Genomic DNA, 15,655 nt, shown 5'->3' with positions numbered 1-15,655 from the left:
TGATAAAAACAGGGCAAATATAATTAAACGATGATGAAATGTTGAAGTAATAACCATTAATCCTAATGATTTATTGTTTGTGTGTAGATTTATTTCTTGTATCGTACCCCCATAATAGTTTATCTCTAAGGGTGTTTATAAATGTATGATCTTTTAAAAGAATTATTTTGGCGGTAAAATTAGCTTTGGTTACAATAATTTCTGTTTCCACATCTAGGGTACTAACTCGGGAGTCTAAAGAGGCTAAAAATTGATCTTCTCTTCTTAAAACTTTTAGTTTTACTTCGGTAGTATCTGAAATTACAATGGGTCTTGCGTTTAAATTGTGAGGAGCTACAGGAGTAATTAAAAAATTATTGGTGTTTGGCATAATTACAGGTCCTTGACAACTTAATGAATAACCTGTAGAGCCCGTTGGAGTAGAAATAATTAAACCATCTGCCCAATAAGTGGTTAAATACTCGTTGTTTATATATGCATCAACTCCAATCATAGAATTGGTGTCTTTTTTTGCAATGGTTAAATCATTTAGAGCATAGCCTAAATTGGTGAATTCAGGTCCGTTTGTGTTGCTGGTAACTTTTAGCATTACACGCTCATCAACAATATATTCTCCTTTTAAGAATTCTTTAATGGCTTTGTTTATTTCTTGTTTTTGAACGGTTGCTAAAAACCCAAGCCTTCCTAGATTGATTCCTAATATTGGAATGTTTAAATCTTTAATTTGATTAAAGGCTCTTAAAATGGTTCCATCTCCACCAAGTGTTATCAATGCTGTAAAAGAACTATCTAATCCAGACTCTCCATCATAAGTGTCTAAATGATCTACAAATTTAAGTCCTGTTTCTTTTATAGATTCTGCATAATCTTGATTGATAAATACAGGAGTTTTAGCTTTGTTTAAAACATTAATTAACGTAGAAACATAAGCCTCATCAGCATCTTTATAAACTTGTCCAAAAATGGCTACTTTTTTCATAGTAAAAGATTTTGTTCTGCGAATTTAGATGTTTAAATATTTAATAAAGTATTCTGAGCGTTTTTTTAAGCTTTCTAAGTAAGAATCTTCAGTTAAAGTGTTCATAATGGTATAGTCATATCTTCTAAAAGATTGTACCAATTCGTTAATATTAATGGGTTTTACTTTTAAGGTAATTTGTGTTAAATCATCATTTTTTACTGTTACAAAAGTCCCTAAAACGCTGTTGTTGTTAGATTCTACAATCTGACAAATTTCGGACATAGAGTATTCATTGGTGTTTTTTTGTAATAACAGTATGTTTCCTTCTGTGTTTAAAAATTCAGTATCGGCAAAACAATCTAAAGTATCATTTAGGTCTAAATAACCTATATAATTGTTATCGTTATCTGTTATGGGTAGTAAATTGGTGTTGTTAACGGCAAAATTAGAAAATACTTCTAGTAAAGTATCTTCCTGTTTGGCAAAAAAGAATTCATATAAGTATTCTAGTTCTGCTAATTTTTGTTTTTTATTATCCACACTGCTTAGGTCTTCTTTTGATACAACTGCCACTAGTTTTTGATCCTTAACTATTGGTATGTGTGAATAAGAGATAGTGTTAAAAATTTGTAGAATTTTTTCTACAGTTTTTTGATTATCTATCGATATTTTGTCTTGAGATATGTAATTGATAAGCTCCATAAGGTTCAAATTAATGAAAATTGTTAGTTGTTCGTTCTATTTTGAATATTTTTGCCAACATAAAAATACAGAATATGGCGGTATTAAGCGTAAATGTTAATAAAATAGCTACATTAAGAAATTCAAGAGGAGGTGATGTGCCTAATTTAGTACAAGTGGCAAAGGATATTGAAGAGTTTGGAGGGCAAGGAATTACCATTCACCCAAGGCCAGATGAACGTCATATCCGTTATCAAGATGCTTTTGACTTAAAGGAAATAGTAACTACGGAATTAAATATAGAAGGAAATCCAATACCAAAGTTTAAAAAATTGGTTTTAGATGTACAACCAAAACAAGTAACATTGGTGCCCGATGGAGATGATAATATTACTTCAGATGCGGGTTGGGATACCATTACCCATCAATCTTTTTTAACCGATGTTATTGCAGAGTTTAAAGAAGCTGGTATTAGAACCTCTATTTTTATTGATACAGGAAATCCTGCGTTGATTGAAGCTGCCGCTACTACAGGTGCTGATAGGGTAGAGTTGTATACCGAAAAATTTGCTGTGGAATACGGAAAAGGAAACATAGGGGTGATTACCGAATATGCCGAAGCTGCTAAATTGGCCAAGCAATTAGGAATGGGAGTAAATGCAGGGCATGATTTAAGTTTAAAAAACATCAATTTTTTCGCAAAAAATATTCCTGAGTTAGATGAGGTTTCTATAGGACACGCTTTAATATCAGAAGCATTGTACTACGGTTTACAAAACGTAGTAAATATGTATTTATATAAATTACAAGACATATATTAAATGGAAGTTTTACATTCAAATATTGTAGGGTCAGGTTTTCCGTTAATAATTCTTCACGGATATTTTGGAATGGGAGACAATTGGAAGTCTCATGCTAATAAATTAGCTGAAGATTTTGAAGTTCACATGGTAGACCAACGTAACCACGGACGTAGTTTTCATACGGATGATTTTAGTTATGAGTTAATGGTGCAAGATTTAAAACAGTATTTTGAGGTAAAAAATATTGATAAAGCCATTGTTTTAGGTCATTCCATGGGAGGGAAAACAGCTATGTTATTTGCTGTGGAATATCCAGAATTGGTAGAGAAATTAATTGTAGTAGATATTGCTCCAAAATATTACGCTCCGCACCATCATACTATTATTGATGCGTTAAATAGTATTGATTTTTCACAAATAAAATTAAGATCTGAAATTGATGATATTTTAAAGCAAAGAATTCCAGAAGAAGGTGTTCGTCAGTTTTTATTAAAAAACGTGTACAGAAAAACCAAAACGGAAATGGCTTTTCGTTTTAATTTACAAAGTTTAACAGAAAATAATCCTGAAGTAGGAGAGGCTTTACCGTCTTTTACTACTTATAGCGGAGAAGTGTTGTTTTTAAGAGGAGAAAAATCAAACTATATTTTAGATGATGACTTTGGTTTGATTACAGCACATTTTGAACATGCAAAAATAGAAACAGTATCTAATGCAGGACATTGGTTGCATGCAGAAAATCCAGTAGAATTTTATAATAAGTTGATTTTGTTTTTAAAATAAGATAATTAAGAATTAAAGCAATTGAGCATGAATTAATTATACCTTTTGTAGCTTAATAAAAAAATCGTATTTTTGCACCCAATTTTTTAGAGATTTTAAATAAAATAGTCAAATGAACATTACTAAAGAGAATATCGATGCATTAAATGCAGTAGTTAAAGTTGATATTACAGCAGAGGATTATCAAGATAAAGTTGCTTCTGTATTAAAAGATTATCGTAAAAAGGCAAATATTCCTGGGTTTAGACAAGGACAAGTGCCAATGGGATTGGTAAAAAAGCAGTACGGAAAGTCAGTAATGGTAGATGAGGTAAACAAGTTGTTACAAGAGTCTTTAAATAACTTTTTGACTGAAGAAAAATTAGATATTTTAGGAAATCCTATTCCAAAAATGAATGAGGATTTTAACTGGGATGCTGAAAACTTCTCTTTTGAATTTGAATTAGGTTTGGCTCCTGAAATCAATGTTGATTTAGCGAAAGCAAAAATTAAAAAATTTAACATTGTTGCTAACGATGAGTTAATTGACAAAGAGGTTGAAAACTTACAAAACCGTTTTGGAAATGTAATTTCTCAAGAAGAAGTTGCTGAAAACTCAACAGTTGCTGGAGTGTTTGCGAATGAAGAAGAAGGAATTGAAACTAAGGCTTCAGTTACTTTAGAAGATATCAAAGGAAAATTAAACGCAAAGAAATTCATTGGATCTAAAGTTGGTGATGTTTTAGAATTAAAATCTAAAAATTTATTTAACGAAGACACCAAGTTGGCTGCATCTTTAGGTTTAAAAGTAGAAGAGGTTGCTGATTTAGCAATTGCTTTAACTTTTAAAATTGAAGAAATTAGCTATACTGAGCCTTCTGAATTAGATCAAGAATTTTTTGATAAAATTTTTGGAGAAGGAGTTGTTAGTTCTGTTACAGAATTAAGAAATAAAATTAAAGAAGATGCCGAAGGACAATTTGCACAACAAGCAGATCAGCACTTATTAAATGCTATTACTGAAAATTTAATTGAAAATACTTCTTTTGATTTACCTAAAGAATTTTTAATTAAGTGGTTAGGAACAGCTGGAGAAAAGCCATTAACAGAAGAAGAAGCTGCTGCTGAATACGAAAAGTCTGAAAAAGGTTTACGTTACCAATTAATTGAAGGTAAAGTAATGGCGGATAACGATGTAAAAGTTGATTTCCAAGAGTTGAAAGATTATGCTATTGGATTTATTAGACAACAAATGGCTCAATTTGGTCAAATGAACCCTGAGGATAAAGAGTTAGAAGATATTGCAATGCGTGTGTTACAAAACCAAGATGAGGCTAAGAGATTACAAACTCAATTAATTAGCAACAAATTATTAGACTTATATAAAGAGAAAATTTCTTTTGATGAAAAAGAAGTTACTTATGAAGATTTTGTGAAAGAAGTTTACAAATAATCTTTAAATCTTATAAATAAAAAAGCGTTCCAATTTTGGAACGCTTTTTTTTATGCTGATGTTTTTAATGGATTTAATCAAAAGCAAAATGTTCGTCTAATTTATTTTCAACTAGTTTTTGTACTCTGTTTACATCTGCATGATCGTGAACGTAAATAGTTAAGTTTTCTTCAACTCTATCTCGGCTTATAGATTTTTGAATTTCTATAGATTCAATTCCACTAATGTTTTTTAATAAATCTTTACATTCCATGTCACAACTAGTGTCGTTAATATAAACTTTTAAGGTTTGACATTTTGGACTGTTTCGTATTTCGGTTCTAAATGGCAGCATAATAATATATTTTTAAAGTTTTTGTATCAAGTAGGTCATTCCTAAGTTAATAAAAAGGATTGTATTTGTCAAGATATAAATGGATACTGCATTCCTTGTTTAATATTACACAGGTTTAAATATTTGTTTTATTGTAAAGTAATTTAAAATCTATTAATACTACTTTTACAGCTTTTAAATCATTTAAATAGAAAGTTTTTATGAAAAGTTCTAGAGCCATTTTATATATGATTCTTAGTGTTGTAGCATTTTCGCTAATGAATACAGTAGTAAAATATTTAAATGATTTTAATGCCTATCAAATCGTTTTTTTTAGATCTATTGGTACTTTGTGCTTTACAATACCATTAATTATAAAACGCAAAATTCCAATACTAGGTACTCATAAAAAATGGTTGTTGTTAAGAGGAGCTGCAGGAGTTATTTCTTTAACCTGTTTTTTTCAATCATTAAATTACTTAGCTCTTGGTACAGCTGTTTCATTAAGATATACATCACCAATTTTTGCTGCAATTTTTGCCTATGCTTTTTTAAAAGAAAAAATTAAGCCAGTACAGTGGATATTATTTTTAATAGCATTTTCAGGGGTTTTAATTATTAAAGGATTTGGAGTAGATGTAAGTTCTACAGGTATTATTTTAGTGCTTTTATCTGCAATTTTTTTAGGAATCATTTTTGTTTTAATTCGTAAAATTGGCGATTCGGAAAACTCACTAGTAATCATTAATTATTTTATGGTAATGGCATTTGTTTTTGGAGGAGTAATGTCTATCAATCATTGGAAAAATCCAGATCTTATAGAATGGTTACTTTTACTGAGTTTAGGTGTTTTTGGTTATGTTGGTCAATTGTATTTAACAAAAGCGTTACAGTTTTATGAAACAAATGTAATAGCTCCTTTAAAATATTTAGAGGTAGTTTTTATGATTGTAATTGGAGCTTTTTGGTATGGAGAAATATATAACTTGTGGACTCTTTTAGGTGTGTTTTTAATTATGTTTGGGTTGATTTATAATGTTTACCTAAAAAGTAAAAAAAGTTAATATTATATCCAGTGCTCTCTGTCTAAACTTCTGTATTGAATAGCTTCTGCAATGTGTTGCGATTCTATATTTTCGGCATTGTCTAAATCAGCAATAGTTCTGCTTACTTTTAAAATTCTATCATAAGCTCTGGCAGATAAGTTTAAAGATTCCATGGCTTTTTTAAGCAAGTTTTTAGTGTCTTGATTTAGTTTGCAATATTTTTTAATATGCTTAACATCCATTTGTGCATTGTAATGAATGTTGTTTTCTTGTTCATATCTTTTTGTTTGAATGTTTCTGGCTTGTTGTACTCTTTCTTTGATAGATTTGCTAGGTTCAGCAGGAATTTCATTACTCAATTTATCAAAAGGAACAGGGTTTACTTCTATGTGTAAATCTATTCTATCTAATAAGGGACCTGAAATTTTATTAAGATATTTTTTAACTTCTAAAGATGATGATTGTATTTTATTATCATCATTAATAAAATCACCGCTCGGAGATGGATTCATGCTAGCAATTAGCATAAAACTGCTTGGGTAAGTAATGGTGAATTTGGCTCTAGAAATGGTTACTTCTCTGTCTTCTAGAGGTTGCCTCATTACTTCTAAAACACTTCTTTTAAATTCGGGTAATTCATCCAAAAACAAAACTCCATTGTGAGCTAATGATATTTCACCAGGTTGTGGGTATTGACCTCCACCCACAAGTGCTACATCGGAAACTGTATGGTGGGGAGATCTAAAAGGGCGTTCTAAGATTAATCCTTCTTTGTTTTTGGTGTTACCAGCTACAGAATGAATTTTGGTGGTTTCTATGGCTTCGTGTAAAGACATAGAGGGTAAAATACTTGGCAATCTTTTGGCAAGCATGGTTTTTCCAGATCCTGGAGGGCCAATTAGTAAAATATTATGTCCGCCCGATGCTGCAATTTCTAAAGCACGTTTTACAGATTCTTGTCCTTTTACATCCATAAAATCAAAAGAGAATTTGTTTTCTATTTCCTCCAAGTATTTTTGAGTATCAAAAAGTAAAGGTTCAAAAGTTTTGTTATCATCTAAAAAATCGATTACATCACTTAAGTTTTGTAAACCGTATACCTCAAAATCATCTATTAAAGCAGCTTCTTTTGCGTTTTCTACAGGAAGTATCATTCCTTTAAAACCTTGTTTTTGGGCTTCAATGGCAATAGGTAAAACACCTTTAATGGGTTGTAAACTTCCATCTAAAGAAAGTTCTCCCATAATGATATAGTCTTGTAATTTTGAGTTGTTTATTTGTTTAGAAGCGGCTAAAATTCCAATGGCTAAAGAGATGTCATAAGCAGTTCCTTCTTTGCGCATATCTGCAGGAGCCATATTGATGGTGATTTTTTTTCCTGGAAAATGTAGGTTGTTGTTTTTTAGGGCAGCATGAATTCTAAAATTACTTTCCTTGACTGCATTGTCTGGCAAACCGACTAAATGATAGCCAATACCAGCATCAATATTAACTTCAATGGTAATAATAGTAGCATCGACTCCTAAAAAGGAAGCGGCATAAACTTTTTCTAACATAGCAAAATTAATTTCTTTTCTGCTAAAGTTAAAAAATATATAGTTTAAAAAAGTTTTATTGGAAACCTAATTCTTGTGCTTTTTTAGAGAGTTCTACTAGGTTTTTAACATCTAATTTTTTCATTAAGTTAAATCGATGTGTTTCTATAGTACGTTTACTTTTTCCTAGTTTGTCTGCAATTTCTAAATTGGTAAATCCGTTTAAGATAAATTCTAAAATTTCAGATTCTTTACGGGTTAATTTAGAGGCTTCGGAATTGTTGTTAAAAGGAGTAGATTTTGGAGTAGCTGCCCCGTTTATTAAGCTTTTAACAATAGCATCTGTTGTATCACCACTAAAGTATTTACCACCATTGTACACGTTGGTAATAGCTTTAACAAACTCATCTTTATTGGTGTCTTTTAGCAAGTATCCGCTAGCACCAGCAGATATTGCTTTTAAAATATATTCCTCTGAGTCATGCATAGAAAGAATGATAGATTTTGTGCTTGTTCCCAATTCAGTTAGTTTGGCAACAGCATCAATACCATTCATTACGGGCATTCTAACGTCAATAATTAAAATATCTGGATTTAATTTTATTGTCATATCCACACCTTCTTGTCCATTGGTACCTTCCCCAACTACAGTAAAGTTAGGTTCACTTTCTAAAAGTGATCTTAAACCATTTCTAACAAGCAAGTGGTCGTCTACTAATAAAATGTTTATTTGGCTCATTTTAAGGATAATTATTGTAAAATCAGATACTTAACTATATAATACGTAAAATTACAACGAAAATACGTAATTACACAGAAAAATCTACGTAATTTTTAAAAATACGTATTATTACCTAGTACACAGCGATAATTGTACCATTTTTACGAACTTTGTAAATAATTAGATTGTTTAAATAAAAACAATATGATTAGCTTTATAAAACCAAAAAACAACAAATCATGAAATTTGACCAAGCTATTGATTTAATGGATCAAGCCAATAAACAAGACCCAAACACAGAGGAGTATAAGGGAGTAACTTATGCTAAAGAATACATTTACGGAGTTCGTATGTCTGAACGTTTAGATGTTTTTATGCCCGATGCTCCTGAGTCTTTAAAATTAGCAGCAAGATGTCAGCATATTTGTAGATGGGAAATTCCTAGAGATACCTATCCTATGGATAGAGTTGGGTATTTAACATGGAGAAATGATTTAAAAAAATTACACGCCAATAAAGCAGCAGAAATTTTAAGCTCAGTTGGCTATGATCAAGAGGTGATAGATGAGGTTCAGTTTATGTTGTTAAAAAAACAATTAAAGAAAAACGAATTAACACAAGCGCTAGAAGATGTAATTTGTTTGGTGTTTTTAGAGTTTTATTTTGATGAGTTTGCAGAAAAACATAGCGAGGAAAAAATAATAGATATTGTACAAAAGACTTGGGCTAAAATGTCCGAAAAAGGTCACAATGCCGCTTTGCAATTATCTTTTTCTGCATCAGGCTTGGCTTTAGTGCAAAAAGCATTGGCATAATATGGGATTATTAGATACGTATTTATCAGATAGAGAACGATCGCTTTTACAAAGAAGGAGGTCAAAAATATCAGGAGCATTCTTTTTGCTTTTTGTGGTGGTTATTGTGATGAGTTATATTGTACAAAACCAACTATCTGAAGAGAATACCGTTCTAATGACCAAAGACGACATTAATGATTTAAAAATTACCTTAGGATTTATATCAGTTTTTATTTTAAGTTATTTAGGTTGGATTTTGTTTAAATTAATTAGACCTACCTATATTACTTATTTGGATTTGATTACGGATTTATTAGCTATTAAAAACAATGTTAATACCAATGACAGGCCTTTATCATCTAGAGAAAATACTTTGTTAAGATTTAGAGAACTTAATTTTGCTGTAAATAATGCTGTTTTATATGCTACCATTACTGATGAAAATAGAATTGCATACATCAGTAAAAAATTTGAGGAATATTTAGGGCATAAAGAAGATTTAACATTTAGAAAGTTTGAAGAAGTGTTAACTTATAAACACAATCAACATCATAAAATTAGAAAAGTATTAAGTACGGCTACTGGTGAATTGGTAAATAAAGAATTAAGGTTAACCAACCATGCAGGAGATATTTTTTGGATTGAAATGTCTATTATTAACATGGATAATCTAAAGAATTCTCAACGTAGATTAATTGTTTGTCACGATATTACCAAGCGTAAGCATGCGGGTATGGAAATGCAACGAGCTAATAGAAATAAGTTTGTAGCAGAGGTGCAATCTCAAAAAGATTTGTCTCAACAAATTATGACAGCTCAAGAAGATGAACGTAAACGTATAGCAAAAGATATTCACGATGGAATTGGACAAATGTTAACTGCTTTGCGTTTTAGTATTGATGGTATTGATTTTTCTAATACGAACAAAGCCGAAGAAAGTTTACACTCTGTAAAAGAAGTTTTTGGTCAATTAATTAAAGATGTAAGAGCTGTAACTTTTAGTTTGGCTCCACCAGAGTTAACAGATCATGGAGTAGCATCTGCCATTCGTAAAATGAGCAACATGGTGGGGAATTTTACTGGTCACAAGGTTTTATATGAAAATATTTCAGAGTTTGATAAACGCTTAGATAATAATGTTGAAGTAAATATTTACAGAGTTGTTCAAGAAGCAGTAAACAATGCTTTAAAATATTCTAAGTCGGAATATATATTAATCACCTTAGATCATACAGATTCTTATTTAAAAATTAAGGTTGAAGATGATGGAATTGGTTTTAATCCTAAGAAAACAGATACTTATAAAGGAACAGGAAATGGTCTTAGGTTTATGAGAGAAAGAGTGAATTATATTGGAGGGGAATTAAGAATTTTATCGGAAGAAAAACAAGGTACTACGGTACATATTGTTGTGCCCACAGAAAAATAATTAATAAATTGGTGCGTTCTTTGTAAAGGAAGTTAAGTATTAACATAAAAAACGAAAATTATGAAATTTAAATTTTTAGTTGTTGCAGCGTTGTTTTCTGTTGTTGCTTTTTCACAAGAAAACAAATCATATTTTGGTATTAAGGCGGGTTATAATCTTTCATCATTAAGAAATGGTGATGTAGACAATAGAAATGGATTCCATATAGGTATCTATGGAGAACATGAAATAAGTGAACACACTTCTTTTCAGCCAGAGGTAATCTATTCTCAGTTAGGGTTTAAAGATGGTGCAAATGAAACTGTAAAAATGGATTACATCCAAATACCTTTAATGTTTAAAGGCTATATTTTTAAACCTTTATATGTGGAATTAGGGCCTCAGTTTGGGGTGAATATTAGTAAAAAAGAAGAAACAAATCTTGTCTTTGGTACTTCAACAAAAACTACCGAACCTAATACTTTTGATTGGGGAATAAACGGAGGTGTTGGTTTTGCCATTAATCCAGGAATTACTTTAGGTGTAAGATACTACCATGGATTAAGTAGTGCTTATAAAGATGCTGATGAATTTAATACTTTATATCAGGTTTTTGTAGGGATTAATTTATAAGATGTCACACACAAAAAATTAAATAAAAAGCTCAAGATTAAATTAATCTTGAGCTTTTTTAATGAAATGAATAGACAGTAAATTTAAAATTTATAACTGTATCCTAATCCTAATACTTGTGTTTCGTAATAATTATCACTAGTGTAGTTAAAATTGCTTCCTGTAATTTTTTGACGGATAACCATGGTGTTTAACAAATCTGTAGCGTTAAAAAACAATTCTCCTTTTCCTTTTTGAATGGTAGTTTTTACTCCAAAGTCTAAAGAAAATCTAGCATCAATAGTTCCTTGTGGAATAATGTCCGGAGCTAAATAAATAGCGGTGATTTGTGCATTGGTGTTTTTTAAGAACTTATAATTTGTATTCCATTTAATGTTTCCAGAATACACATCTTGCTCTTCTGAAGTAAAGGTATGAGGACTTGGGTATAAATTAGAAATAGTAAAAGCATCTATTTTATTATAATAACCGTTTAGGTTTAAATTCATATTTATTTTATTGCTAAACTCTTGGCTAATTACAACTTCAATACCTGTATTGTAGCTTTTTCCTATGTTTTGTGATGTGTTATAAATAAGCGTTCCATTGTTAATAGCAGTGGCTACTCTTGAAATAGTTCCTTCCGAAATTTTATGATAGGTAGCTCCATAAAAATATCCTCTGTTCCAATTGTTTTTATATCCCAATTCAAAACTATTAGTAAACTGTGGATTTAAAGCAGGATTCCCAACTTTGATAATTTCTGCATCATCGTATTTTGGAAAAATTCTAATATCTCCCTCGTCAGGTCTATCAACTCTTCTGTTGTAAAAAGCAGATATTTTACTACGATTGTCCATTTTATATGAAATTCTAGCGTTTGGAAATGGTTGAAAATAATGATATCCGTTGCTTTTATAAGTGTTATGATTTGGGTCTACATCATAGTTTAAATCCATATATTCTACTCTTAATCCAACTTCTGCTTCAAACTTTTTTACCTCATAAAGTAAGTTTCCATAAACTGCTGGAATAATTTCTTTATAAGTGGCTTTTCCATCAGCTCCAGTATCTAATACAGAATTGTTTGCCGATGGGTTGAATTGCATATTGGTAGGGATTTCTCTACGTCTAAATTTAATTCCAGTTTCTAAAAGACCATGCTTTAAAGGTTTTGTATAATCAATATTTACATCTAATACTTTTTGATCAGCAATTAAAAAGAAGGACTCTTTTTCTTGATAACTTCCTGGAACTGTATTGTCAAAAAAGTATTTTTCATCTTCTCTGTCAAACGTATAATTAACCCCAACATTTAATTTGTGACCTGGTTGTTGATATTTATGCTCATAGACAACAGAAGCCATTGCAGCGGTTAATACTTCATCTTCTAAAAATTGCCAAAGTCTTGTGTTTTGATTTGTACTGCCATTAAAAAAAGGTTGATCTCCATAATCTTTAATAGATTCTTGACTATAAAGCCCCGATATGGTTAGCGTATTAAAATCATCCATAAACCAATCTACTCCAAATTTAGAATTTAAGAAATTAGTGTTTCTGTTTCTTTTTGTTTGTTGATTTATAATACTACCATCAGTATAAGTTCTGGTAACAAATTCATTTTTGTTTAGTGTTTCTGTATAAAGGTTGTCTACTTGTAAAAAGAAATTAACTTTTTCTTTTCTGTAGTTTAATAATACCGATGGATTTATTTTAGGTGTTGCTTGGTATTGTGGTCTAATTCCGGGTAAATTTTCTTTACGCACCCATAAAGCTCCCAATCCAGTAGACAAACCAACTTTTCCGTTAAACCCTTTTTTGTCTTCTTTTTTAAGTTTAATGTTAATGATTCCTGCATTTCCATTTGCATCGTATTTTGCTGATGGATTGTTGATGATTTCAATTTTATCAACAGCAGAAGCAGGAATGTTGTCTAATCCATTTTGATTTCCAAAGCCTGTAATAGCTGTTTGTTTTCCATCAATTAACACCATTACTTTTGGGTTACCTCTCAACTGAACTTGACCATCTTGTGTAGTAATTCCAGGTAAATTACTCATAGATTGTAATACGCTTCCTCCGCTTTGACTTACATTGTTGTCTAAAGCATATGTTTTTTTATCCATAGCACTATTAACGGCATTTCGTTTTGCAGTTAACTCAACTTGATTTAATTGCTCTATGTTTTCTTTGATATTGACAACCCCAATATTGATAAACTCAGATTTTGAACCAATAAATAATGGTGATGAATATTTTTGATATCCTACATAACTTACTTCTAAAATATAGTCTCCAGGTTTTATATTTTTAAGAACAAATAAACCATTCTCGTCAGAAATAGTTCCGTCTATAAGTTTCTCTTGCAGAGATGTTTTTAAAGAAACGCTTACAAAAGGGAGTGTTTCTCCTGAAACTTTATTTTTTATAGTTCCAGAGATGTTTACAGATGATTTCTGAGCGATTAAGCTCACAGACAATAGCATTAAACACAACGCTATTATTGATTTTATTTTTTTCATTTGATACTTTTTGGTAAAATTATTTACAAGACAAATGTCTAATTCAAATTAGAAGAAATTTAGAATTTTTTAGAATTGAATATAAAATGTATGGAAACCGTTTTGATAATGATAATTAATGCTCCATTTGTATTTGTTTACAATCTCTTTAATAATAGCAAGCCCTAATCCACTACTTGATTTTTCTTGAGACAAGCTAGAAAAACGCTCAAATAACTGTTCTTTATGTAAAGCAGTTTTTCCTGAGTTGCTAATAAACAGAGTATTGTTTTCTAGTGTTATTTTAATTTCTCCATCAACAAGAGTATACCTAATGGCGTTAGATAATAAGTTGTTGATTAGTGTTTCTAGCAAAAAATAATTTGCCTGTACCTCAATAGTGCTTTTGATATTTTGAGTTACAGTTATGTTTTTGCTATTGATGTAATCACTTAACAATAAAAAAGAGGTATTGATAAAATGGTCAACATGTAAGCTTTCTAATTCATTGTATTGTCGATTTTCTACTTTGGCAAGAATCAATAAATTTTTATTAATTCTAGACAACCTCGATAAAGGAATTTCTATGTTATTGATTATTTCAGCTATTTTAGGAGTAACTTCTTTTTCTTGAATTAGCAAATCTAATTTAGATTTTAACAATGCAATAGGAGTTTGCAGTTCATGTGAGGCATTTTCTATAAATAACTTTTGCTGTTGATAGGCGTTACTATTGTTTTTTACTAATTTTTCTAATGAATAATTTAGTTCTTGAAACTCTTGAATGTCCGTTTTAACCAATTTAATACTGGTGTCTTTAGTAATGTCAAATAGTTTTAAAGATTGTAATGTTTTGTAAAAAGGTTTCCAGCTATTGATGGCGATTTTTCGGTTGAGTAATATAAAACCAATAATTAACAATAAAAAGAAACATAAAGTAACCAATGCTATTGCTATTAGCGTTTGGTCAGCTTCTTCAACATTGGTTTCAATGGTAATTTCATAAGGTTCTCCATTAATGTTTAAGTATGATTTTAATCCTCTAAAGCGATCTTCTCCATCATCTAAATCATAAGAGTTTGGTCTAATTACTTCGTAAACACTGTCTTTAAATTTTTCTTGATCATTACTTTTTAAAATTGAAACACCAGGTTGTAACTCACCCCAAATTTGATTGATTTTTTCAATATCTTCTATAGTAAATGCCTTTGCTTTTAGTCTTTTTTTGGTGTGTTCTAAAGTTAACCAATTGTTTTCATCAAGTTCTTCAACCCAAATACGATCTACTACTAACACATATACTGGAATGCTAATAATTAAGATTATTAATGAATAAATAGTAAAGGCTTTAAGTGGCCTGTTTAGTAATTTTGTCATTGTTCCCATTTATAACCTGTTCCGTAAATTGTTTTAAGATAATCGTTGCAGTTACTTTCTTTTAATTTTCTTTTTAGGTTTTTTACATGAGCATAAACAAAATCGTGATTGTCAAACATATCAGCAAAATCACCAGATAAATGTTCTGCTAATGTGCTTTTTGATAGTACTTTGTTTTTATTTCCGATAAAAAATAACAAAAGGTCAAATTCCTTTTTGGTAAGGTTAACAAGTTGATTGTTTATTGTAACTGTTTTAGAATGAATATCTATAGATAATTCTTTTTGGGTGATGATATTGTTGCTGTCAAATTGCTTTCTTCTAATTAAAGATTCAATTCTTGCTGCCAATTCAGCCTGATGGAAAGGTTTGGCTAAATAATCATCAGCTCCTAATTTTAACCCTTTAATTTTATCTTCTAGTGAGTTTTTTGCCGAGATAATAATTACTCCTTCTTGCTTTCTTTGTTGTTTTAACGTTTCAAGTATAGAGATTCCATTGCCTCCAGGTAACATTAAATCTAACAGAATACAATCATACTCATGAGTAAATATTTTTTCTATGGCATTGTTGTAGTTTGTCACCCACTCACATAGGTACTGTTCGCTAGAAAGATAATTCATAATATCTTTAGCCAGTTCTATTTCGTCTTCTATGATCAGGATTTTCATATTGCAAAATAACA

The 15,655-nt window shown here is 30.3% G+C and carries 15 protein-coding genes; 7 read left to right on the top strand and 8 right to left on the bottom strand.

Features of this window, described 5'->3' with window-relative positions; genetic code table 11:
• Nucleotides 1-70 precede the first annotated feature (70 nt).
• Both ACXGQT_RS09865 and ACXGQT_RS09860 read right to left on the bottom strand, forming a co-directional pair.
• Nucleotides 71-979 carry an NAD kinase gene (locus ACXGQT_RS09865; protein WP_457828429.1) on the bottom strand — a complete coding sequence of 303 codons (909 nt, stop codon included), beginning with the start codon at nucleotides 977-979 and terminating at the stop codon, nucleotides 71-73.
• A 24-nt stretch (nucleotides 980-1,003) separates the two neighbouring features.
• Complete coding sequence (locus ACXGQT_RS09860) at nucleotides 1,004-1,663, bottom strand: CBS domain-containing protein (protein WP_457828428.1); 660 nt, start codon at nucleotides 1,661-1,663, stop codon at nucleotides 1,004-1,006.
• A 74-nt stretch (nucleotides 1,664-1,737) separates the two neighbouring features.
• On the opposite strand from ACXGQT_RS09860, the gene ACXGQT_RS09855 reads away from it, so the two are divergent.
• The 3 genes from ACXGQT_RS09855 (at nucleotide 1,738) to tig (ending at nucleotide 4,660) form a co-directional block, all read left to right on the top strand.
• Nucleotides 1,738-2,463, top strand: a complete 726-nt coding sequence (locus ACXGQT_RS09855; protein ID WP_457828427.1) for a pyridoxine 5'-phosphate synthase — start codon at nucleotides 1,738-1,740, stop codon at nucleotides 2,461-2,463.
• Nucleotides 2,464-3,228, top strand: coding sequence for an alpha/beta fold hydrolase (locus tag ACXGQT_RS09850; RefSeq protein WP_457828426.1), 765 nt, complete (start codon nucleotides 2,464-2,466; stop codon nucleotides 3,226-3,228).
• Between the two features lie 112 nt (nucleotides 3,229-3,340).
• Nucleotides 3,341-4,660 (top strand): trigger factor, encoded by a 1,320-nt coding sequence (gene tig / locus ACXGQT_RS09845; RefSeq protein ID WP_457828425.1) that lies wholly within the window; start codon nucleotides 3,341-3,343, stop codon nucleotides 4,658-4,660.
• Between the two features lie 73 nt (nucleotides 4,661-4,733).
• Here tig and ACXGQT_RS09840 read toward each other — a convergent pair whose 3' ends face one another.
• Nucleotides 4,734-4,994: a hypothetical protein gene (locus ACXGQT_RS09840; RefSeq protein ID WP_457828424.1), complete on the bottom strand. Its 261-nt coding sequence runs from the start codon at nucleotides 4,992-4,994 to the stop codon at nucleotides 4,734-4,736.
• Nucleotides 4,995-5,194: 200 nt separating this feature from the next.
• Here ACXGQT_RS09840 and ACXGQT_RS09835 point away from each other — a divergent pair, with 200 nt between their 5' ends.
• Entirely contained in the window at nucleotides 5,195-6,037 is an 843-nt protein-coding gene (locus ACXGQT_RS09835; RefSeq protein ID WP_457828423.1) for a DMT family transporter, read from the top strand.
• A gap of 2 nt (nucleotides 6,038-6,039) precedes the next feature.
• On the opposite strand, the gene ACXGQT_RS09830 is transcribed toward ACXGQT_RS09835, so the two are convergent.
• Both ACXGQT_RS09830 and ACXGQT_RS09825 read right to left on the bottom strand, forming a co-directional pair.
• On the bottom strand, nucleotides 6,040-7,575 hold the full coding sequence (locus ACXGQT_RS09830) for a YifB family Mg chelatase-like AAA ATPase (protein ID WP_457828422.1): 1,536 nt from the start codon (nucleotides 7,573-7,575) through the stop codon (nucleotides 6,040-6,042).
• A 55-nt stretch (nucleotides 7,576-7,630) separates the two neighbouring features.
• The gene (locus ACXGQT_RS09825; RefSeq protein ID WP_457828421.1) at nucleotides 7,631-8,293 is read right to left on the bottom strand and encodes a response regulator transcription factor; all 663 of its coding nucleotides are present in this window, start codon (nucleotides 8,291-8,293) and stop codon (nucleotides 7,631-7,633) included.
• Between the two features lie 221 nt (nucleotides 8,294-8,514).
• Here ACXGQT_RS09825 and ACXGQT_RS09820 point away from each other — a divergent pair, with 221 nt between their 5' ends.
• From ACXGQT_RS09820 to ACXGQT_RS09810, 3 genes are read left to right on the top strand one after another with little or no spacing between them, the layout of a single operon-like run.
• Entirely contained in the window at nucleotides 8,515-9,090 is a 576-nt protein-coding gene (locus ACXGQT_RS09820; protein WP_457828420.1) for a DUF4202 domain-containing protein, read from the top strand.
• Nucleotide 9,091: 1 nt separating this feature from the next.
• Nucleotides 9,092-10,501, top strand: coding sequence for an ATP-binding protein (locus tag ACXGQT_RS09815; protein WP_457828419.1), 1,410 nt, complete (start codon nucleotides 9,092-9,094; stop codon nucleotides 10,499-10,501).
• Between the two features lie 60 nt (nucleotides 10,502-10,561).
• Nucleotides 10,562-11,113 (top strand): porin family protein, encoded by a 552-nt coding sequence (locus tag ACXGQT_RS09810; RefSeq protein ID WP_457828418.1) that lies wholly within the window; start codon nucleotides 10,562-10,564, stop codon nucleotides 11,111-11,113.
• Between the two features lie 83 nt (nucleotides 11,114-11,196).
• On the opposite strand, the gene ACXGQT_RS09805 is transcribed toward ACXGQT_RS09810, so the two are convergent.
• From ACXGQT_RS09805 to ACXGQT_RS09795, 3 genes are all read right to left on the bottom strand, one after another.
• On the bottom strand, nucleotides 11,197-13,614 hold the full coding sequence (locus ACXGQT_RS09805) for a TonB-dependent receptor domain-containing protein (protein WP_457828417.1): 2,418 nt from the start codon (nucleotides 13,612-13,614) through the stop codon (nucleotides 11,197-11,199).
• A gap of 69 nt (nucleotides 13,615-13,683) precedes the next feature.
• Nucleotides 13,684-14,970: a sensor histidine kinase gene (locus tag ACXGQT_RS09800; RefSeq protein WP_457828416.1), complete on the bottom strand. Its 1,287-nt coding sequence runs from the start codon at nucleotides 14,968-14,970 to the stop codon at nucleotides 13,684-13,686.
• Nucleotides 14,967-15,641, bottom strand: a complete 675-nt coding sequence (locus ACXGQT_RS09795; RefSeq protein WP_457828415.1) for a response regulator transcription factor — start codon at nucleotides 15,639-15,641, stop codon at nucleotides 14,967-14,969. Before ACXGQT_RS09795 ends, ACXGQT_RS09800 begins: the two co-directional genes overlap by 4 nt.
• Nucleotides 15,642-15,655: the final 14 nt, after the last annotated feature.

The organism is Wenyingzhuangia sp. IMCC45467 (assembly GCF_054111205.1).
This window is presented reverse-complemented; position numbering and strand designations above follow the sequence as displayed.